Raw genomic sequence first — 20,069 nt, 5'->3', positions numbered from 1 at the left:
CTCGTTTCATTGCGATGCGGAACAATAACTTCCGGTAGAAAGAGGGGAAAAGGATGGCAGGCATATGCGAATTGTTGCCAGGCTTTCTATGCAAGTTTCCGGCCTTCAGTGACGCCAGCGTCCGCGGCGCACGAAAAGTCATCGACGATGGTTTCAAGGGCCTCGTCAGAGAGTATGTGAACATTATCGATGCAATGGTGCAGCCATTGCAGTGGTTCCTGAACTATCTCGAACGGCTGTTCGTCAGTTCACCTTGGCCGATCATCCTGATCATCATGGTGGCGATCGTCTACTACGGCAGCCGCAACATCAAGATCACCATCGGCACTGCGCTCTCCATGTTCGCCATCGGCCTTCTGGGCCTGTGGACCGACACGATGGTGACACTCGCCATGGTGACGGTCTGTACCATGATCGCGATCATCGTCGGCATCCCGATCGGCATTGTGATGGCACGCTCCGATCGCGTCCAGGGCATCATCAACCCGATCCTCGACGTGATGCAGACGATGCCGAGCTTCGTCTATCTCATCCCCGTCGTCATGATCTTCGGCATCGGCAAGGTGCCGGGGCTTATCGCAGTCGTCATCTACGCCGTGCCGCCGATGATCCGCCTCACCAATCTCGGCATCCGGCTCGTCGACAAGGAAGTGCTGGAAGCAGCCGACGCCTTCGGTTCCTCGGGCTGGCAGAAACTCAAGAACGTGCAGATGCCGTTGGCGCTGCCCACCATCATGGCCGGTATCAACCAGACCATCATGATGTCGCTCGCCATGGTCGTCGTCGCCTCGATGGTCGGCGTCGGTGGTCTCGGCAAAAACGTGCTGCAGGCCATCAACAACCAGTTCTTCACGGTCGGGTTCCTTAACGGGTTCGCGCTCGTGGCCATCGCCATCATTTTCGACCGTACAAGCCAGGCCTACGGCAGACGGCTGCAAAAGCATTCGGAGGTAATTCATGGTTAGTCATGCAATCGAGGTCCGCAATCTCTACAAGATCTTCGGACCCCGCGGCGGCGACTATGTCGATGCAGTCAAGAAAGGCCTCGGCAAGGCAGAGCTGAACGAGAAATACGGCCACGTTCTCGGCCTGCGCGACATCAACATCTCGATGCCGGCCGGCGGCATCATGGTGGTGATGGGTCTCTCCGGCTCCGGCAAGTCGACATTGATCCGCCATATCAACCGGCTGATCGACCCGACCGCCGGCGAAGTGCTCTATGACGGCGTCGACGTCTGCAAGATGAACGAGAACGACCTGCGGGAATTCCGCCGCCACAAGACGGCGATGGTGTTTCAGAAATTCGCGCTGCTGCCACACCGCACGGTTCTGGAAAACACCGTCTACGGCCTGGAAATCCAGGGTGTAGGTCAGGAAGACCGGGAAAAGCGCGCCAACCAGTGGATCGCCCGCGTCGGCCTTTCCGGCTTTGAGAACCATTACCCGAACCAGCTTTCGGGCGGCATGCAGCAGCGCGTCGGCCTTGCCCGGGCGCTGACCAACGATGCCGATATCCTGCTGATGGACGAAGCCTATTCGGCGCTCGATCCGCTGATCCGCGTCGACATGCAGACCGTGCTTCTCGATCTCCAGAAGGAGCTCAAGAAGACCGTCGTCTTCATCACGCACGATCTCGACGAGGCGCTCCGCCTCGGCGACAAGATCGCCATCCTGCGCGACGGCATGGTCGTGCAGCAGGGCACCGGCCAGGAAATCGTGCTGAACCCGGCGGACGACTATATCACGGCCTTCGTCAAGGAAGTGAACCGCGGCCGCGTCGTCAATGTCGAGACGATCATGGCGCCGCTCTCCGGCAATCCGGAAGGCATGCCGATCGTCAAGGGCACCGTGCTGGAAGTGGCCGCCCGCGCCATGACCTCGGTGAACCAGACGCTCGCCCATGTCGTGGACGAGACGGGCAAGCCGGTCGGCGCGATCAGCTTGAGCGCCATCATCTCCAGCATGGTGACGCCAACGAGCCATGAGGCAAAGGCGGCCTGACAGCCGCCAAGACCATGTAACGAGGGCGCCCTTTGGGGCGCCCTTTTCATTTGCCGCCAAAGCAGCGTTGCAATCACATAAAGAAATCTTTATATGATGTGACAAACAGAAGGATACCTCCATGACCGCGACGAACCCGCTTGCCGAGCTTCTTGCCGAAAAGCCCTTCCTGCTTGCCGATGGCGCAACCGGGACCTCGCTCTTCGCCATGGGCCTGGAGGCTGGTGAGGCGCCGGAATTGTGGAACGAAGCCAAGCCGGAAAACATAACCAAGCTGCACCAGGATTTCGTCGATGCCGGCGCGGATATCATCCTCACCAACACCTTCGGCGGCACCCGTCATCGCCTGAAGCTGCATCACGCCCAGGACCGCGTTCATGAGCTGAACAAGGTGGCCGCCGAGATCGCCCGCGCCGTCGCCGACAAGGCCGAACGCACGGTCATCGTCGCAGGCTCCGTCGGTCCGACGGGCGAGTTGCTCATCCCACTCGGCGCGCTGACCTATGACGAAGCCGTCGCCGCCTTCGCCGAGCAGATCGAGGGCCTCAAGGCCGGCGGCGCGGACGTCGCCTGGATCGAAACCATGTCGTCGCCGGAGGAAATCCGTGCGGCTGCGGAAGCCGCAACCAAGGTCGGCATGCCCTTCGTCTATACCGGCTCGTTCGATACGGCCGGCAAGACCATGATGGGCCTGCATCCGCGGGACATGCACGCTGTCGCCGGCGATATCGGCGCCGGCCCGCTCGCGGTGGGCGCAAACTGCGGCGTCGGCGCGTCCGACATTCTCTCCTCGCTGCTCGACATCACCGGTGCCGACCCGTCCGCGACCGTCGTCGTCAAGGGCAATTGCGGCATTCCGGAATTTCGCGGCTCGGAAATCTACTATTCCGGCACGCCGCCGCTGATGGCCGAATATGCCCGTCTTGCCCGCGACGCTGGTGCCCGCATCATCGGCGGTTGCTGCGGCACGTCCTGCGAGCACCTCGCCGCAATGCGCGTGGCCCTCGATGCGCATGAGCCGCGCGAACGCCCGGCCCTTTCCGAGATCATCGAAAAGATCGGCCCGCTGCGCAACAAGACCGCCGACGAAAGCGCCGCACAGCCGACGAGAGAACGCAGCAGCCGCCGCCGCGGCTGAGCCCCTCCGAAAGGTCATCCATCAGCCGCCCCGGCAAACGCCACGGGCGGCTTTTTCTTGCGAGTAGGCCTTGGCATTACCTGCAAGGTAATCGATCTGCCGCAACCGACCACCTAGTCTGCCTGTCAACGAAACCCGTTCACAGGAAAAACCCGATGACCACCTACGCCCTCGCCCACCTTCGCAATGTCACGATGGGGCCGCAGATCGTCGCCTATTTGGAGGGGATCGACGCCACGATGGCGCCCTTCGGCGGCAAGTTCGTGATCCATGGCGATGGCAACAAGCGCGTGCTGGAAGGCAGCTTTGCCGGCGATGTGATCATGCTGTCCTTCCCGACCCGCAAGGCGGCCGAGGGCTGGTACGCATCCGATGCCTACCGTGCGATCCTACCGCTTCGCACGCTGAATTCCGACGGCGACATACTGCTGGTCGACGGTGTCGACGACGACCACAAAGCGACCGATATTCTGAGGCAGGATTAAGTCTGGCGCGCACGCCGAGGAGCACGGCAATCGCTGAAGCGACGCATCAATTCATAATGATGCTGGTTCCGTCGTCGTAGGTGAACGAACGGTGACATACCCACGCCTCCAACTCTTTGGCAGGAATTGCCAAGAGCTTTTCCCGATCGATTCCGTGCTTCACCGTGAGGCGGAGTTTTGTTGGGACCGTTGCGGTAATCGCCTGGTTTGAAATCGATATCCCGACGCCGTGAGCGTGCCCCTCGGGCAATGCAAACTGGACCGTGCCGCTGAATTGCGTCACAGCGCCAGGCCGCACCTTCATACCGCGGATAAAAGAAGAATCCGGATTCATTTTCACCCAGACATCTATGTAGACTTGACCGGAAAAATCTCTTCCAAACGCATGGTCGACAACCTGCAGCACCGGCACATGGCGATAGACGCCGCACCGCTTAAAGTCGTTGGCTGTCGCAGATGAAAGCGATCCCACGAGCGACAGAAAAGCCATAACGGATAGGAGGAAACCTATTTTAGTGGTCAATTCCTATCTCCATTCGGGCTGCGGTAAAGCTTATCTCGCTCTGGCCAACACGCTCAAGCCCGCGACAAGAACGCTCGCCAAGCCTCAAGCCCCGCATCAATATTCTTTCGTCCAAAGCCTACCCGGAACCGATCCACCGGAACCGGCAGCAGGCCCGACACGAAGAGGCTGGAGGGTAGCAAGAGCACGCCCTTCTCCTCGACCAGCCGGCGGCAATGTTCTTCAACGCCATCCTTGCCCAGATAACGCGGGAAAGCGACGCAGCCGCCGTCCGGCTCGACCCACTCGTAGAGATGCGGATAGTCCGCAAAAAAGGCTCCGAGTTTCGCCAGGTTTTCTGCGCAAAGTGCACGATTGCGGACAAAAATTGTCTCTCGCGCCTTGAGCGCGATGCCTGCCAGCACCTCCGAAGGGCGTGCGTTGCAGATGGAAAGATAGTGCTTCATCTTCTCCATGCGTTCGAGCAGCGCATGGTCGCGGCTGGCGATCCAGCCGATGCGCAGGCCCGGCAGGCCATAGGCCTTGGACATCACGTTGAGGGAGATGCCTCTGTCAAACAGGTCGGCCGCCTGCGGCAAACGTTTCGCGTCGTCGATCTCCAGCCCGCGATAGACCTCGTCGGAGAACAGATGGATGCCGCGTTCGGCGCAAAGATCGACGAGGCCGCGGAAGATTTCCTGGTCGGCGATGGCACCGGTCGGGTTGTTCGGGAAATTGACGGCGATGAGCTTGGTTTCCGGCCGAAGGGCTGCCCGCACATCATCGAGATCGAGTTGCCAGCGGTTCTCCGGGCGAAGCGCGATCCCCGTGACATTGCCGGTGATGGTGACCGGCATGGTTTCCATCGACTGATAGTTCGGCACGGTGACGATGGCATGGTCGCCCGGCCCGAGCAAAGCCAGCATGGCGCAATACAGCCCCTCCTCCGCGCCGGCGAAGGTCAGGATATCGGCGCCGGAAAGCGTCTCATAGGTCGATGCGATGGTTTCGCGCAGCACCGGCGCGCCCCAGGTCTCCGTGTAGCCGAGCGAAACGCGCTCCCAAGCCTCGCGATCCTCCGGGCCGGCAAGGGCCAGAAGATTGGACATGGTCATAGTCTCGGCATCGCTCGCCGTCATGTGGTGGCGCGCCTTGAACTCCCAGCGCGAAAAATGGGTTTCGAGACGGAAATCCGGCAGCGTGCTCACGATGGCCTGTCCTTCTGGTTCTGGCGCCGGGCATCGGCGAGATAGTTGTAGATCGAGGCGCGCGAGGCGCCGATGAGGGAAGCCAGGTGGTCGACGGCGTTTCGCGTCTGGAACAGGCCGCGTTCGTCGAGGGCGGCAACGAGCGCCACCCGGTCGCCCTTCCTGAGGGCCGTCAGTGCCAGGCCACGGGTGCGCAGCCAATCGTGCAGCGCGGTGTTGATTTCCTCCCGCCAGTCACCGGCAAAAAGCGATGGCGGCCGTTGTGTCGCGACACCGGTGAAGGCGGAAAGCAGCCTGGCCGCCGCCTCGAAATGCGAGACATCCATGTTGATGCAGAGCAGCCCGAGCGCCTGGTCGTGGTCGTCCTTCAGCACGGCCGTCACCGATTTCAGCCGCCGCCCGTCCTCGCCGGTCTTTTCATAGGGGCCGTAAATGCCTGCCTCCCCCGCCGCCTCCAGTGCGTTTTCGACGAGCGAGTCCATGCCCGCCTTGCGGCCGGAAAAGGCATTCCAGATGCCGGCAATCAGCCCCGTTTCGAGATCGTGCAGCACGACCTCGGCATGGGGATAGAACAGGGTGGAGATGGCCGCGGCCGTCGCGGCATGCTGGCGAAGCAGCAGATCGGCATTTAATGAGTCGAACATGGCGGCACACAATCCAATAATAGACTTTTTGTCAATATTGGATTTTCAGTCCAAACATTCCTCGCGGGCTTGCGAGGTCATTTCCCGCGCCCTATCCAAAGGCACGACGATTCTGTGGGGAACGATTATGAGTGCCGATCTTGCAGCCTTTCCGGACCGGGACACCGTGGCCGACAAACTCGCCGCGCTTGGCGAGGCCGAGCAGGCCTATCTCCGCCTGCTGATGGAAAACGCCAAGCAGGACGAGAACCTGCTGGAAGGTCTCGACCTCTATCTCAACCGGGCCGCGGCGGCCCAGTTCCTCAATTCGCTGAAACTGGAAAAGCTCGGCGAATGGCTGGGCAACACGGCGCCCGCCCGCTTGCAGATACGGCTTGTCGAAACTGCCCGCTCCAGCCAGCACGCTGCCTTCGCCGCTTTCCGCGCCGGGTTGACGCGGTCCGGCGGCCTCGAACGCGCCTATCCGAAAGCCTGATCCGTCATCGCCGCCAGCGGCCCGAAGGATTTGCGGATGAGGTCCGCCATCCCGTCGATCGCCGGCCCGCCGCGCCGCGGATTGCGCTTCAGCACGACACGCGAGGAATCGACCGTTGGAAATCCGTCCGCAAGGGTGAGTTCGCGCGCGCCCGGCGGGATGTTGCTGCGGGCCAGCGGCGCAATGGCAAGCCCGCTCGCAACCGCCGAGCGCAGACCGCTGCTCGTATCACTGGTATAGGCGACGCGGTACGGGATCGCATGCCGCTCCAGCGAGCGTTGAGCGAATTCCCGACACCAGACCGACCGCCGGTAAAAGGCGACCGGCACCGGACGCTCCAGATGCAGGTTATGCGCAATGGAGGCCACCCAGACGGTCGGGTCGATTGCCAGAAGCTCACCGGAAATCCCGCCATCCCACTCGAAGATGACGGCAAGGTCGAGTTCGTCCGCCTCCAGTGCTTCCATCTGCTGGGCCGTGTAACCGCAAAACACCGTCACGTCGGCGCCCGGATGGGTCTCCGCAAAGGCGGCAAGCGCGTTGGGCAGGACTGTCTGGTTATATTCCTCCGGAATGCCGACCCGCACCGGCCCGTCCAGCGGCAATGTGCGCATCGCCGCCGTCGTCTCGTCGACCAGCCCGACGATGCGCTTGGCATAGGGCAGCAGCCGCCTGCCCTCCACGGTCAGCGCAACCCCACGCGGGCCACGCTCGAACAACATCACGCCGACCGATTCCTCGAGCTTGCGCACCTGCATGCTGACGGCTGACTGGGTGCGCCCGAGCCTGTCGGCCGCATGCGTGACATTACCGGCGTCGGAGACGGTGACAAAAATTCTGAGCAGATCGCTTTCGAGAGGAGGATACATAGCGCCATCGCTTTTTCTGATGCCTGCCATCATCGCTATTCGTTTGTGAAATGTCTACAGCTTTGCTTGGCTCTTGCGCAGCAAGGGAAGGCAAAAGCCATGGGAATTTTCGGAAAACTGCTGGAAATGGTGGAGCGCTACCGTCAGGCGCGAGCGGAACGGGAGGCTTTGCGGCTGCTCATCGCGCGCAAGGATGTACGCTTGCTGCGCGATGCCGGGCTGACGCTGCCCGAAGACGGCGAGCCCCGCTGCACGCCGCTGCCTCAAACAAAAGAGAGGCGCTGGACGGCGCCTCTCTTCCGGTTGCCGCCACGGTCTCCCCGCAACCGGGGTGAAGGGTATGCTGCGCCGGCCTCCTCAAACAAGAAGCCGCTCAGACACGGAAAACATCTCGGCTTGTTGCCTTCTCCCCGCCTGCGGGGAGAAGGAGACCGGCAGGTCGGATGAGAGGCCGCGCGCCTTACTGCGCCTTCTCCCCGGAAAGACCGCCAGCAAGCTGGACGAGCTTTATGAACTCCGCCCGGTAGCCGAACGGATCGTTGCCCTTGGCGGCTTCCGCAAGGCCGAGGATCGAGCCGTAGGCATAGTCCTGAAGGGCGGAGACACCCTTCAGCTTCTGCCCGAAGGCGGCAACCGCGACGGAGAAACGCACGTCCGCCGAGGCTGCCTGCACATCGGCGACAGCATTGGCATCCGTCACCGGCAGGGTGACAAGTTCGCTCGTGTCGCTATTCGGCTTCTTCCAGCGCATCTTCAGGAAGGCGAGTTCGGAACTGCCTGTGGCGGGAGTTGCCGCCGCCTGCTCCTTGCCGTAGCGCAACGGATCGTTCAGCACGGCCGGGCTGCCCTTCGGTGTCACCTCGTAGATGGCGGTGACACGGTGGCCGGAGCCGATATCACCGGCATCCACCTTGTCATTGTTGAAATCCTCGCGGTTGAGCACGCGGGTCTCGTAGCCGACCAGGCGGTACTCGGCGATACGATCCGGGTTGAACTCGATCTGGAACTTGACGTCCTTGGCGATAGGGAAGAGCGAAGACCCTGCCTCCTCCACCAGCGTCTTCTGCGCTTCGGCCAGCGTATCGATATAGGCGGCGGTGCCGTTGCCGTTCTGCGCCAGCGTCTGCATCATGCCGTCATTGTAGTTGCCGCGGCCGAAGCCGAGCACCGATAAGAAGATGCCACTCTTGCGACGCTCCTCGATGACGCGCTTCAGCTCCTCGTCGCTCGCCGGACCGACGTTGAAATCACCATCCGTCGCCAGCATGACGCGGTTGACGCCATCCTTCTTGAAGGCCTTCTGCGCCAACGCATACGCCGCCTCGATGCCCTCCGCGCCGGCCGTCGAGCCGCCCGGCTGGAGATTGTCGATGGCCGCAAGGATTTTGGCCCGATCCTTCGCTTCCGTCGGTTCCAGGACCACGCCGGCATTGCCGGCATAGGTGACGATCGACACCGTGTCGGTATCCTTCAGCTTGCCCACAAGCAGGCGGAAGGCACTTTTCAGCAGCGGCAGCTTGGCCGGCTCGTCCATCGAGCCGGAGACGTCGATGAGGAAGACGAGGTTGGCCGAAGGTTGCTCCGTCGCCACCGTCTCGAAACCCTTGATGCCGATATGGAGCAGTTCCGTGTCCTTGTTCCATGGCGTCGGCATGACGGTGACGGTGGCATTGAACGGTGTCTCCGCCGTCTCCGGACCCTTCCAGTCATAGGGGAAATAGTTGACCAGTTCCTCGACACGCACGGCTTCGGCATCCGGCAGGCTGCCGCCGAGCAGCGAACCACGCACATAAGAGTAGGACGCCGTGTCGACATCGGCGGAGAAGGTCGACACGGGATCGGTCGCGACACTCTTCACCGGGTTTGGATCGGCGGAGGCAAAGCGTTCGCGGTCCTCCTCTGGCGTGGGCATCGCAATTGCATCCGCCACGGCGGAGGGCTGCACGATCGATCGATTCAGCATGTCCATATTGGCAGCGCCACCGAGGGCCAGCGACTCCGGCACTGCCGCCGCCTCCTTCTCATCGTGCAGTTCGGCAACCGGTGCCGGCTCGGCTGCGAGCGTGTTCGTGGCCTGAGCCGTGTCGGCGGCCGTCGCGGTCGCGACGGCATCGCTTTCTGCAGTGGTCTGCACCTCGCCCTGGACCTTCTTTGCCTCCTGCTTGCGAGCGCGCAGATCCTGATCGACCGGCTTCGCCGCAATCTCCGTTTCGGCGGTCAGCGGCACGGTGCCATTGCGCACCAGTTCATAGGTCACGAGGCCGGCGACGGGCACGACGAGAAGCGTGGCAAGGGCCGAGCCGGCGAGAAGTTTGCGGTTCATGATGGGGCTCCATATCCAGTTGAACATGGAGCTTCGACGCCCGCCGTCGGTCGATCCTTGGGGGGCGGTCGCATTTTTTTCCGCGTCGTCAAAAGCCTGCATGGCAGCGGCCAGCGCCTGGGCACGCGCGGAGGAATCGGCGGCAGGCGGGGTGCGGCGAGCGAGTTTGTCGAGGTCGAGATCGGTCATCGTCTATCCTTCCGTCACGCGGCGGCATCGCGCAAAAGCACCTTCAGGCGCTTGCGGGCCTCGTGCACATGCCAGGAAATCGTCGTTTCGGCGCAGCCGAGCACGTCTGCCGCGGCCGCATGATTCAGGCCTTCGCCGTAGATGAGCAGCACGGCGTCACGCTGCTTGTCGGGAAGCTGGCGCACGGCCTGCCACAGTTCCTCGCTGCCATCCTCGCCGGGGCCACCGTCCAGCACCGCCTGTTCGCGCAGATAAGCCGCATCGCGCCATTCGGCCCGGCGGCGTTTGCGCATCTGGTCGCGCGCGGCATTCAGCGTGACGGTATAGAGCCAGGTGCCGAAGCGGCTGGCGCCCTTGAAACCGCGAATGGCGCCGGCGAGGCGTATGCACACCTCCTGCGCCACATCCTCGGCATCCTGCCGGTCGCCGCACCATCGCCAGGCGACAGCATGGATGAAATCATAGCGGCTTTCGATCAGCGCGGCGAAGGCCTGCCGATCTCCCAATGCCGCCTTTTCGACGAGTTCTGTTTCCACGGGTCCATCCCGATTGCAGTGCACTAACCTCTACGACGTCCGTCGGGCGGCGATCCTTGGGTGGCGGCGAGCATTTTTTCTTAGCCGGGTAGATTTTTCACGACGGCAATGATCGTGCCCATCATGGCGTCACGGTCATGGCGCCGGATTTCCGGGGAATAGAGGCTGGAAATGCTGCCATCGAGAAACAACGCATTTTTGCAGTGCAGCCGATCCCGGAACAGCGTCGCGAAATCGTGGAACCGCACCGGATCGTTCGAGATGACAAAGGCGACGCGGCCATCCGGCAGGATGCCGACGCCGTTGCGGATCTGCAGGCTCGTGCCATCGGCCAGGAATCGCGAATGGATCTTGCCGTCGATAACCAGCATCGGCCCGGATTGCGTCGCCTCGCGCGGCGAAAGCCCCGCTTTTGCGTAGGCCTCCGTCTCCATCACGCCGGCCTTTCCATCGCCCACCCAGAACACGCCATTCGGTTTCAGGAAGAAGTTGCCGAACGCATCACCCCGATTGAGTCCACCCGTTTCCCGGCCATGCTCCACCAGCAGCCCAACCGGCCCGTAATCCGCATGATACATGCCAGCGTTCATGGCAAAGCTCATGTGCTGCCGGTTCCGCAGGAGATGCGTGTTGAGCTGGTCATAGCTGGCTCCCCCCACACCCAACGTCGCCGCACCGTAAAGGCGGATCGTCTCCGTGGCTGGATCGAAAGTGCAGACGGTGTAGCGGCCGGAAAGGTGTTCGATCGCGGCACATTTCGGCGGTTCGGCCATGGCAACGCTCCGGAAGGATAGGGTGGCAAATAGAAATATGAAAAACAGAAGGAAACGCATGCCCCTTGGCTCGACTGCCAATGCGGCGAATTTAGCGACGCCGCTCAACGAAGGGTCAAAGCGACAGCGCCGCCATGTGGAAACGAAGCTGGCTGTCATTGTAGCGGTAGGCAGCGCCGACCGGGCAGGCAGCGCGGGCGAGACAGCCAGAGCCCATGCAGCCCCCCTGTCCTTCCGGCGACCGCAAATGCCCGCGACAGGCGGATACGTCGAAAATCGCCGGACGCACCGCGCCAGCGGGACAGGTGGTGAGGCACGGCTTGTCCGGACAGCGGTCACAGGGATGTGGTGCCACTGCTGCCGGGGGGTCATCGCCGGGTTCCGCAAAACCGAGCGCGCCGCGATAGCCATGCCAGAGGCCGTAAGCCGGATGAATGAGGATGCCAAGCGGCGAGGCTTTCAGGCCTTCCGCACGCATCGCCCATTGCTGGAAGGGTTGCCAGGGCGGGTCGGACGGGAACCATGGCGTGGCCTCTGCCGATGCGGCGACGGTCCGGATGATCTCCTTCGACCACGTGTCGAGCGGGTCGCTGCCACCGCGGTCCGGTCTCTCTTCCCTCCAGCACGAAAAAGCGGGCCAAGGAGAGCTGCCGATATTGCCGATAAGCACGACACTGGCGGCGGCGTTACCATCCGACAGGATCGGCGTGGCCTCCCCTTCGGAAAAATTGACACTGCCGCGCAAAAAAAGACCGTGCGGCTCAAGAGCCGCACGGATCGTGTCGAGATCGGGGCGATGCGACCTCACTTGGTCACGTCCCCCTTGAGTTCATAGTGCGGGCGCCAGACTTCTTTCTGGATCATGTCGGCAACCCGTGTTGCTCCGCCTTGCTCCCTGGCGCGATCGGGACCCTTTCAGGTGAAGGCGTCGGGCATCGAGTCCTTGCGGCTCGCCACATAGGCAAGCAGCGCGTCGTCGATCGCCGGATCGAGATAAGGCGCCTCATAGCTTTCCAGCCACGAACGGCAGAGCGCGTTGGCACGCTCCTCGATACGCTTCTGGCCTTCGATTTCCCACTGCTCGAACGAGTTGTTGTCGGCGAGCGGCGAACGGTAGAAAGCGGTCTGGAAGTTGGCCTGCGTATGGGCACAGCCGAGATAGTGGCTACCCGGACCGACTTCGCGAATGGCGTCGAGCGCCTGCGCGTTTTCGGAAAGGTCCACGCCCTCGGCCAGCTTCTGCATCATGCCGAGCTGATCCTGGTCGATCATGAACTTTTCGTAGGACGAAACGAGACCGCCTTCGAGCCAGCCGGCGGCGTGCAGCACGAAGTTCGTGCCGGCCAGCAGCGTCATGTTGATCGTGTTGGCCGATTCGTGGGCTGCCTGTGCATCCGGAACCTTCGAGCCGCAAAGCGAGCCGCCGGTACGGAACGGAATGCCGAGACGACGGGCAAGCTGCGCTGCGCCATAGGAGACGAGCGACGGCTCCGGCGAACCGAAGGTCGGCGCGCCTGACTGCATGGAAATCGACGCAGCAAAGGTGCCGAACAGCACCGGCGCACCCTTTCGGATAAGCTGGGTAAAGGCGGCACCGGCGAGAACCTCGGCGAGGATCTGCGTCAGCGTGCCGGCGACGGTGACCGGGCTCATGGCACCGGACAGAATGAACGGCGAGACGACGCAGGCCTGGTTATGGCGGGCATAGACCTTCAGCGCGCCCACCATGGTCTCGTCGAAAACCATCGGCGAGTTGGCGTTGATGAGGTTCAACGTCACGCAGTTGTTCTCGACGAACTCGTCGCCGAAGACGAGCTTTGCCATGGCGATCGTGTCTTCCGCGCGCTCAGGTGCCGTAACCGAGCCCATGAACGGCTTGTCGGAATATTTGATATGGCTGTAGACCATGTCGAGGTGACGCTTGTTCACCGGCACGTCGACCGGCTCGCACACGGTGCCGCCGGACGAATGCATCGACGGCGCCATATAGGCGAGCTTCACGAAATTGCGGAAATCCTCGATCGTCGCATAGCGACGGTTGCCTTCGAGGTCGCGAACGAATGGAGGGCCGTAGACCGGCGCGAAGACGGTGGCCTTGCCGCCGATCTGCACGCTGCGCTCGGGATTGCGCGCATGCCAGGTAAAGCTGGACGGCGCGGTCTTCAGGAGTTCGCGGCAGAGGCCCTTCGGGAAGTGCACGCGCTCGCCGCGCACATCGGCACCGGCTTCCTTCCAGAGCTGAAGCGCTTCCGGGTCTTCGCGGAATTCGATACCGATCTCTTCAAGAATAAGGTCGGCATTCGCCTCGATCAGCGCCAGACCTGCCTCGTCCAGGACCTCGTATTCCTTGATCTTGCGGGTGATGTACGGCAGCGACGGGCCTGGACCGCCGCCCGTGCGCGACGCACGCCGTGCAGCAGCACCACGACCTTCGCCGCGCGAGCGGCGACCGCCGCCTTCTGCCTGCCCGGCCGCCAGTTCAGATGTGTCGTCCATGTCATTTCCTCTCAAGCGCGCCACCCTGGCAGCCCTGTAACCGCTTCGATCCTAAACAATGCCGCAAAAGGGACATTCCTAAAAGCGCCACGGGCGTCCCTGATAACGAAAAGCAGCTCGGTGCGGAATGGCCAAAGGCCTGCCCGCTCAAAAACAGTCCTGGATAGAAGGCAACGTTCAGCCGGCGACCCGCAAGGTGCGCTGCTCGACCGGCACCGGCTTGCCAAGCAGGAACGGCAGCAGCACGAGCGGCTTCATCGGGCGGGCGAAATGATAGCCCTGCGCGAACGGAATGCCGAGGCTGCGAAGAGCGGTAAACTGCTCTGCCGTTTCCACCCCCTCCGCAACCACCTCCATGCCGAGATCCGTGGCCATACGACCGATGCCGCGAACGATGTCGACGCTGCGCGCCGAACTCGTAATGTTGTCGATCAACGATTTGTCGAGTTTGACGCGCCGGAACTCCAGGCCTGCCAGACGCCCGAGATTGGAATAGCCGCGCCCGAAATCATCGACGGCAAAATCGGTGCCGCTGTCTCGCAAATGTTCGATGTTGCGCAGAACCGTCTCGCTCTCATCCATCATCGCATCTTCGGTCAGTTCCAGGAGCAGGCCACCCCTGACAACAGCCTGCCGGCGCATGACCTCGACCACCGCGTCGGAAAACCGTTCGAGATTGAGCAGGCGCGGTGAAATGTTGACGGCTACCTGCAGATTGCGGCCACAGGCGGCGAGCGTGCTGCGGATATTGCAGGCGCGCTCGATGACGAACAATGTCAGCGGCAGGATTTCGCCCGCCTGTTCCGCTGCGGCGACGACGTCGTGGGGATCGATCAGGCCGAGGTCCGGATGCTCCCACCGAACGAGCGCTTCGAGGCTCATGGGGCGTCCATCGGCCAGCGAAACGATCGGCTGGAATGCGACATCGATCTGCCCCGTCTCGATGGCCGACCGGATCTCCGCCTGAAGGGCCTGCTTTCGGTGGCTCATGGCCATGATGTCGGGCGTGGTAAAACGGATGCAATTGCGCCCCGCCGCCTTGGCGACATAAAGCGCGGCATCCGCATCCTTCATCATCTGCTGGGGCGTGGCGCCGATGCGCGCATCATCGATATGCGCAATGCCGAGACTGGCGGAAATACGCACGGGTTTGCCGTCGAAGAAACAGCCGGCGGAGATGCGCGCCACGGCTGCCTCCGCATAGTCGCGTGCCCGCTCCCGCGATCCGTCGAGCAGAATGGCGAACTCGTCGCCGCCGAGGCGAGATACGATATCCGCCTCCAGGCGCAAGCTATCAAGTATCTCCGCGACCGCCTTCAGCACATGGTCGCCAGCCGCATGGCCGAGCGTATCGTTGACGCCCTTGAAGCCGTCGAGATCGACGAGCACGACGGCAAAACTTTCCGTCATGGACTGCTCGGCAAGCGCTCCCTCGAAACGACGGCGGTTTGCGATGCCGGTCAGGTGATCGGACGCCAGCAGGCGCCGCTTGTCTTCGAGCGCGACCTTCAGGCGGCGATTGAAACGCCGGGACAACGAGAGTTCCACGAGAACATAGATCAGGACGAGACAGGAAAGGCCAACGAACTCGATCTGTATCGACCGCAGATCGTCCAGGCTTTGCCGTTCCTTTTCCACCAGTTCCCGAAGCTGGTTGCGCCGCGCGGTATACGAACGGTCGCTATATTCCAGAAGCGGCGCCTGAAACTCCATGGCGAAATCGCCGACCTGCTCGAAGCTTTCCGGATCGCCGGCTTTCAGGGCAAGAACCGCGGCCTCCAGCCTGGGAAGGCTGGCGAAAATGCGCGACACTACCGAGGTCTCGATCACCTCGCCACTGGCCAGCGCATCCGTGTAGCTCGCGGTTCGCAGCGTATCGATGCGCGACCAGAAGATATCGAGTGCGAACCGCACGTCCTCCCGGCTGACGGTGCTGTCGCTGTGGGCAAGGCGGTAGGCCTTGTTGACGAGGTCGTTGAACTCCATCTCCGACCGCGTCGCCTCTTCAAAGCGCGCTGAGTTGAAGAGGCGAAGATTGATCCCGTCCGCGACCTTCTTCACGCCGTCCTGCCCGACGACGAGCATCACGGCGAGGAGGCCGAGCATGGCCGGAAAGCGAATCCAGAGAAGGCTCGACGTGTTGAGCCGCGGAATTTTCATTTTACGACAAGGTCCTTGAGCTGCCAGATGCTGCGTGCCTCGTAGACGGGATCCTTCTGGAGCTCGGTATGTTCACCGGTCGGGTAGATGATCCAGGCGGGGCCCTTGCTGCGCACGGTGAGCCGCTCCCCGTCCATCTCGATCGCGGCGATCACGTCGAGCGTGGCGAAATCGGCCATCGGGATCTCGACTTCGTATTTGTCGAGCGCCACGGCGGCCGCGGTCGTGCCCTCAACGCCCGCCGCCTTCAAGACGTCCCGTATCAGCGGCCCGCGAACCTCATGCAACGCGTCGTCCATGCCGGGTGCCAGAGCCTTGTAGGTGACGGTGCCAAGTTTCTCGACCACCGCCTCGGTCACCTGAAAATCCCCTTTGGCGCTTCGAACGGTAAACAGGACATCGTCCGCGTGGGCGAACGTCGCGCTTACGAGGAGTGTGGTAAAAACGAACAGGCGTTTCAGGATGGAGCGCATAGGATGATCCCTCGGTGTCGTCCTATCAAGTATTCATGAAGCCTTAAAAAGCGGTTATTACAATTGCTAGTGCGGCATAAGGCTGTGCGCGTCCCGGGTTGGCAGCCCTCAAATGACTGCCTGTCCGACTGACGAAAATGCGACATCGTCGCAATTCGCCCGGGCCCGCGTCGCAATCGAAAACGCTTTGCAATGCAATGACGCTAACTGTATTCAACGACAGAACCCCGAAAGCACGCGTGTCGCTTTCAATATGTGAGGATTGCCATGTCTGACGACGAAATCATTCTCGCCGATCTCTCCGACGAAGAACTTGTGCAGCAGATGCACGACGACCTCTACGACGGCTTGAAAGAGGAAATCGAAGAGGGCACCAACATTCTGCTCGAGCGTGGCTGGGCTCCCTACGACGTCCTGACCCAGGCACTCGTCGAAGGCATGCGCATCGTCGGCGTCGACTTCCGCGACGGCATCCTGTTCGTGCCGGAAGTTCTGCTGTCGGCGAACGCCATGAAGGCCGGCATGTTCATCCTGCGCCCGCTGCTCGCCGCCACCGGCGCGCCCAAGCAGGGCAAGATGGTCATCGGCACCGTCAAGGGCGACATCCACGACATCGGCAAGAACCTCGTTGGCATGATGATGGAAGGCGCCGGCTTCGACGTCATCGACCTCGGCATCAACAACCCGGTCGAAAACTACCTTGAAGCCATCGAGCGCGAACAGCCGGATATCCTCGGCATGTCCGCCCTCCTCACGACGACGATGCCCTACATGAAGGTCGTCATCGACACGATGAAGGAAAAGGGCCTGCGCGACGACTACGTCGTTCTCGTCGGCGGCGCGCCGCTGAACGAGGAATTCGGCAAGGCCGTCGGTGCCGACGCCTACTGCCGCGACGCGGCCGTGGCCGTCGAAACGGCCAAGGAATTCATGAAGCGCAAGCACAACATGCTTGCCGGCTAAGCTTTGAAGTTCGGACGGCGCCGCCCTTGAAACGGCGCCGTTCGCTGACGACCTTTAGTTTGCGGCGTTCGCCACGTTGTTTCCGGCATCCTGCGTCGCGTCCACGGCATTGGCCGTATCCCGTCCCATGCCGCGAATGGTGTTGCCGCAGGCGCTGAGTGCGAGAAGTGCGGCGAGAACGATGCTGATACGGGTCATATTTGTCCCAGTCATGGTCGGGGTCCCTCTAGATGGATGTGGTTGACGCAGAACTTCACCTCGGAAGTCCGACGCAGAAACGCACGAACGCGGAAAAAGTTCGCGTGATCGCGTGCGGTGCGATTGCGCGCGAAATTTTGGCCATTCGCGACGCCAACAGGCTCGACCATATCGACCTTCTCTGTCTTCCCGCCATCTGGCATGCCCATCCGGAAAAGATCGCGCCCGGCGTCGAAAAGGCCGTGGAAGAGGCACGCACCGAAGGCTTCGACCGCGTCTTCGTCGGCTATGCCGATTGCGGCACCGGTGGCCTGCTCGACAAGGTTTGCGAACGGCTCGGCGTCGAGCGCATTGCCGGTCCGCACTGTTATTCCTTTTTTGCCGGCAACGAGGCCTTTGCGGCGACAGAAGACGATGTCACGGCGTTCTTTCTCACCGATTTCCTCGCCCGCCAGTTCCGCGCCTTCGTCATCGAGCCGCTCGGCCTCGATCGTTATCCGCAACTGAAAGCCATGTATTTCGGCAACTACACCAAGGTCGTCTATCTCTCGCAGATCGAGGACCAGGCCTTGCAGCGGAAGGCAAAGGAGGCCGCGGATTATCTCGGGCTTGCCTATGAATACCGCTTCACCGGCTATGGCGACCTGACGGACGAACTGCTGCGCGCCCGCTAACCAATCTTTAGCCCTGCCGCGCAAAATCCCGCGCGGCAGTTACCGCTTCCTAAGCCCTCGCAACGATGATGCACGCCGAAAACAGGGCGAGGCAGGGCATGACGGAACGCGACACACGGACGGAAACGGTGGCGATGCTCATCCAGCCCGGCCCGAACCCGGAAATCGTCGTCAATGCCGTCAAGGCCGTCTTCCCGAACCTCATCGTCATAGAAGAGCAGCCGGAATCCAAAAAACTCTTCATCCAAAGACGCGCGAAAAAACTCGGCTGGATACAGGCCCTCGGTCAGCTCGCCACCATGGTGGTTTCAAAGTACGGCAAGCGCTTCACCACGGCCCGCGCTGCGGAAATCCTTGAAGAATTCGGCGTAAGCGCAGCAACGGACTCGAAAATCCGCCGCGTCGCCGTTCCCTCGGCCAACAGCCCGGAGTTTCTCAAGGCGCTCGACGACCTCCGGCCGGCGGCGCTGCTGCTCGTCAGCACCCGCATGCTGAAGGCGCAGACACTCGCCGCCATCCCCTGCCCGGTGCTCAATTTCCATGCCGGCATCAATCCGCAATATCGCGGCCTTCAGGGCGGCTACTGGTCGCGTATCCAATCCGACGAAGCGAATTTCGGTGCCACGGTGCACCTCGTCGATGCGGGCGTGGACACCGGCGGCGTGCTCTACCAGCAACGGATGAAACCTTCCAAACGCGACACGATGCACACCTATCCGGCTCTGCAGACGGCGGCCTCAACCGGCATCATTGTCGAGGCGCTGCAAGACGCCGTGATCGGCAACCTCAAGCCTTTGAAAATAGCCGCACCCTCGCGGCAATGGTATCATCCGCCGATCTGGACGTGGCTCTGGAACGGCTTGACCCGCGGCATCTGGTAAAACCTCTGGACAGTCGAATCCCGCGTCGTTTTTGAGCATGGGGCAGTCGTGGCGAGTGAAGCCCGCGACGCGGCCAGACCGCATTGTCAGTGCTAGAGCAATTCCGGGAAAAGTATGCGACGGTTTCCGTCCGGAATTGCGAAAAAGAGGAAGAGCGCTTTCGCAATTCAGAGAAGCGCGGAAACGCTCTGGGAGAAATTTGGCATGGCAGACCGCATCATCGTCTACTGGCGCGACATCCCCGCCCAGGTCATCATCAAGAAGGGCCGCACGACGGCCAAGCGTGAACTGTCGCTGCGCTTCACAGAAGCGATCGATATGTGCGCCATGCGCACCGGTGCCGCCGAAACGGACGATTACCTCGCCGAATGGCGCAAGGCCGATCCGGTGCCGGTTTCCGACGACCTCGAAGCCGAAGCCGACAAGGCCGCCGCCGAATTCGAGGAGGCCTATGACCGCGAGCGGCTCGTCAGCCTGGTCAAATCCGGAGGCCGCGAGAATGGCTGATCCGAAACCCGGCAATGCCGCGCCTGCCACGAAGGCCGCCACCGGCGCCTTCACGCCGGCCGGCGTGTCGCCGAGCCGCCGCGCGCGCCGCAAATACACGGTCCGGCTCTGGGCCGTGCGCAATTCCCGCTTCCTGGAATGGTTCTACCATCGCTTCGCCGATGTTTTCCTGCTGCTGCATCCGGTCTGGAAACTCTTCGGCTACCAGCGCGTTGAGCGTCCGATCACCTTCGTCGAAAAGCATGTGAAGGGTTTCCTCTTCGACTGTCGCATGTGCGGACAGTGCGCACTGTCGTCCACGGGCATGTCTTGCCCGATGAACTGTCCCAAGCAGCTTCGCAACGGCCCCTGCGGCGGCGTTCGCGCCAATGGCAATTGCGAAGTGGAGCCGGATATGCCCTGCGTCTGGGTCCAGGCCTGGAAGGGCTCGCAGAACATGGCCAAGGGGGATGCCATCATGAACGTGCAGAAGCCGGTGAACCAGTCGCTGCGCGAGACCTCGTCCTGGCTGCGCGTGACGGCCGAAGCCGCCGCGGCCCGTGAAGCCGCAGCAGCAGCCGGAAAGGACGCCTGA

At 62.1% G+C, this 20,069-nt stretch carries 23 protein-coding genes; 11 read left to right on the top strand and 12 right to left on the bottom strand.

What is annotated here, in order from left to right:
* Positions 1-53 precede the first annotated feature (53 nt).
* The 4 genes from AC1RT2_RS04485 (at position 54) to AC1RT2_RS04470 (ending at position 3,624) form a co-directional block, all read left to right on the top strand.
* On the top strand, positions 54-965 hold the full coding sequence (locus AC1RT2_RS04485) for an ABC transporter permease (protein ID WP_444797206.1): 912 nt from the start codon (positions 54-56) through the stop codon (positions 963-965).
* Complete coding sequence (locus AC1RT2_RS04480; RefSeq protein ID WP_493099828.1) at positions 958-2,001, top strand: quaternary amine ABC transporter ATP-binding protein; 1,044 nt, start codon at positions 958-960, stop codon at positions 1,999-2,001. The genes AC1RT2_RS04485 and AC1RT2_RS04480 overlap by 8 nt, the downstream gene beginning before the upstream one ends.
* Positions 2,002-2,122: 121 nt before the next feature.
* Positions 2,123-3,139 (top strand): betaine--homocysteine S-methyltransferase, encoded by a 1,017-nt coding sequence (gene bmt / locus AC1RT2_RS04475; protein WP_493099826.1) that lies wholly within the window; start codon positions 2,123-2,125, stop codon positions 3,137-3,139.
* 155 nt (positions 3,140-3,294) lie between these two features.
* Entirely contained in the window at positions 3,295-3,624 is a 330-nt protein-coding gene (locus AC1RT2_RS04470) for a DUF1330 domain-containing protein (protein WP_493099824.1), read from the top strand.
* Positions 3,625-3,670: 46 nt separating this feature from the next.
* Here AC1RT2_RS04470 and AC1RT2_RS04465 read toward each other — a convergent pair whose 3' ends face one another.
* From AC1RT2_RS04465 to AC1RT2_RS04455, 3 genes are read right to left on the bottom strand one after another with little or no spacing between them, the layout of a single operon-like run.
* Entirely contained in the window at positions 3,671-4,147 is a 477-nt protein-coding gene (locus AC1RT2_RS04465; protein WP_493099822.1) for a hypothetical protein, read from the bottom strand.
* A gap of 53 nt (positions 4,148-4,200) precedes the next feature.
* Positions 4,201-5,334 (bottom strand): aminotransferase class I/II-fold pyridoxal phosphate-dependent enzyme, encoded by a 1,134-nt coding sequence (locus AC1RT2_RS04460; protein ID WP_493099820.1) that lies wholly within the window; start codon positions 5,332-5,334, stop codon positions 4,201-4,203.
* Entirely contained in the window at positions 5,331-5,978 is a 648-nt protein-coding gene (locus AC1RT2_RS04455) for a helix-turn-helix transcriptional regulator (RefSeq protein ID WP_493099818.1), read from the bottom strand. The genes AC1RT2_RS04460 and AC1RT2_RS04455 overlap by 4 nt, the downstream gene beginning before the upstream one ends.
* A gap of 127 nt (positions 5,979-6,105) precedes the next feature.
* Here AC1RT2_RS04455 and AC1RT2_RS04450 point away from each other — a divergent pair, with 127 nt between their 5' ends.
* Entirely contained in the window at positions 6,106-6,453 is a 348-nt protein-coding gene (locus tag AC1RT2_RS04450) for a hypothetical protein (RefSeq protein WP_493099816.1), read from the top strand.
* Here AC1RT2_RS04450 and AC1RT2_RS04445 read toward each other — a convergent pair.
* Entirely contained in the window at positions 6,438-7,322 is an 885-nt protein-coding gene (locus AC1RT2_RS04445; protein WP_493099814.1) for a LysR family transcriptional regulator, read from the bottom strand. The two genes, AC1RT2_RS04450 and AC1RT2_RS04445, sit on opposite strands and share 16 nt — an antisense overlap.
* Before the next feature lie 99 nt (positions 7,323-7,421).
* Between AC1RT2_RS04445 and AC1RT2_RS04440 the strand changes: the two genes are divergently transcribed.
* A complete protein-coding gene (locus AC1RT2_RS04440) occupies positions 7,422-7,769 on the top strand; it encodes a hypothetical protein (RefSeq protein ID WP_493099812.1) in 348 nt (115 codons plus the stop codon).
* A gap of 13 nt (positions 7,770-7,782) precedes the next feature.
* Here the strand turns inward: AC1RT2_RS04440 and AC1RT2_RS04435 are convergent, their stop codons facing one another.
* The 7 genes from AC1RT2_RS04435 to AC1RT2_RS04405 all read right to left on the bottom strand — a co-directional run bounded on the left by AC1RT2_RS04435 (position 7,783) and on the right by AC1RT2_RS04405 (position 16,272).
* Complete coding sequence (locus AC1RT2_RS04435; protein ID WP_493099810.1) at positions 7,783-9,834, bottom strand: vWA domain-containing protein; 2,052 nt, start codon at positions 9,832-9,834, stop codon at positions 7,783-7,785.
* Between the two features lie 14 nt (positions 9,835-9,848).
* Entirely contained in the window at positions 9,849-10,370 is a 522-nt protein-coding gene (locus AC1RT2_RS04430; RefSeq protein ID WP_493099808.1) for an RNA polymerase sigma factor, read from the bottom strand.
* Between the two features lie 80 nt (positions 10,371-10,450).
* Positions 10,451-11,143 carry a phosphodiester glycosidase family protein gene (locus tag AC1RT2_RS04425; RefSeq protein WP_493099806.1) on the bottom strand — a complete coding sequence of 231 codons (693 nt, stop codon included), beginning with the start codon at positions 11,141-11,143 and terminating at the stop codon, positions 10,451-10,453.
* A gap of 115 nt (positions 11,144-11,258) precedes the next feature.
* Positions 11,259-11,951: a ferredoxin gene (locus AC1RT2_RS04420; protein WP_493099804.1), complete on the bottom strand. Its 693-nt coding sequence runs from the start codon at positions 11,949-11,951 to the stop codon at positions 11,259-11,261.
* Positions 11,952-12,058: 107 nt separating this feature from the next.
* A complete protein-coding gene (locus AC1RT2_RS04415) occupies positions 12,059-13,639 on the bottom strand; it encodes a trimethylamine methyltransferase family protein (protein ID WP_069058444.1) in 1,581 nt (526 codons plus the stop codon).
* Positions 13,640-13,816: 177 nt separating this feature from the next.
* A complete protein-coding gene (locus AC1RT2_RS04410) occupies positions 13,817-15,799 on the bottom strand; it encodes a putative bifunctional diguanylate cyclase/phosphodiesterase (protein ID WP_493099802.1) in 1,983 nt (660 codons plus the stop codon).
* A complete protein-coding gene (locus tag AC1RT2_RS04405) occupies positions 15,796-16,272 on the bottom strand; it encodes a putative pterin-binding protein (protein ID WP_069058442.1) in 477 nt (158 codons plus the stop codon). Before AC1RT2_RS04405 ends, AC1RT2_RS04410 begins: the two co-directional genes overlap by 4 nt.
* A 267-nt stretch (positions 16,273-16,539) precedes the next feature.
* Here AC1RT2_RS04405 and AC1RT2_RS04400 point away from each other — a divergent pair, with 267 nt between their 5' ends.
* On the top strand, positions 16,540-17,235 hold the full coding sequence (locus AC1RT2_RS04400; RefSeq protein ID WP_069058441.1) for a corrinoid protein: 696 nt from the start codon (positions 16,540-16,542) through the stop codon (positions 17,233-17,235).
* A 54-nt stretch (positions 17,236-17,289) separates the two neighbouring features.
* Here the strand turns inward: AC1RT2_RS04400 and AC1RT2_RS04395 are convergent, their stop codons facing one another.
* Positions 17,290-17,433: an entericidin domain-containing protein gene (locus AC1RT2_RS04395; RefSeq protein ID WP_493100378.1), complete on the bottom strand. Its 144-nt coding sequence runs from the start codon at positions 17,431-17,433 to the stop codon at positions 17,290-17,292.
* A gap of 32 nt (positions 17,434-17,465) precedes the next feature.
* Here AC1RT2_RS04395 and AC1RT2_RS04390 point away from each other — a divergent pair, with 32 nt between their 5' ends.
* The 4 genes from AC1RT2_RS04390 (at position 17,466) to AC1RT2_RS04375 (ending at position 20,069) form a co-directional block, all read left to right on the top strand.
* Positions 17,466-18,107: a DUF1638 domain-containing protein gene (locus AC1RT2_RS04390; protein ID WP_493099799.1), complete on the top strand. Its 642-nt coding sequence runs from the start codon at positions 17,466-17,468 to the stop codon at positions 18,105-18,107.
* Between the two features lie 98 nt (positions 18,108-18,205).
* Positions 18,206-18,988 (top strand): formyl transferase, encoded by a 783-nt coding sequence (locus tag AC1RT2_RS04385; RefSeq protein ID WP_493099797.1) that lies wholly within the window; start codon positions 18,206-18,208, stop codon positions 18,986-18,988.
* A gap of 204 nt (positions 18,989-19,192) precedes the next feature.
* Complete coding sequence (locus AC1RT2_RS04380; RefSeq protein ID WP_069058437.1) at positions 19,193-19,495, top strand: virulence factor; 303 nt, start codon at positions 19,193-19,195, stop codon at positions 19,493-19,495.
* Positions 19,488-20,069 carry a methylenetetrahydrofolate reductase C-terminal domain-containing protein gene (locus tag AC1RT2_RS04375; protein WP_069058436.1) on the top strand — a complete coding sequence of 194 codons (582 nt, stop codon included), beginning with the start codon at positions 19,488-19,490 and terminating at the stop codon, positions 20,067-20,069. The genes AC1RT2_RS04380 and AC1RT2_RS04375 overlap by 8 nt, the downstream gene beginning before the upstream one ends.

Source organism: Shinella sp. GW821-FHT11G07 (assembly GCF_058808115.1).
This window is presented reverse-complemented; position numbering and strand designations above follow the sequence as displayed.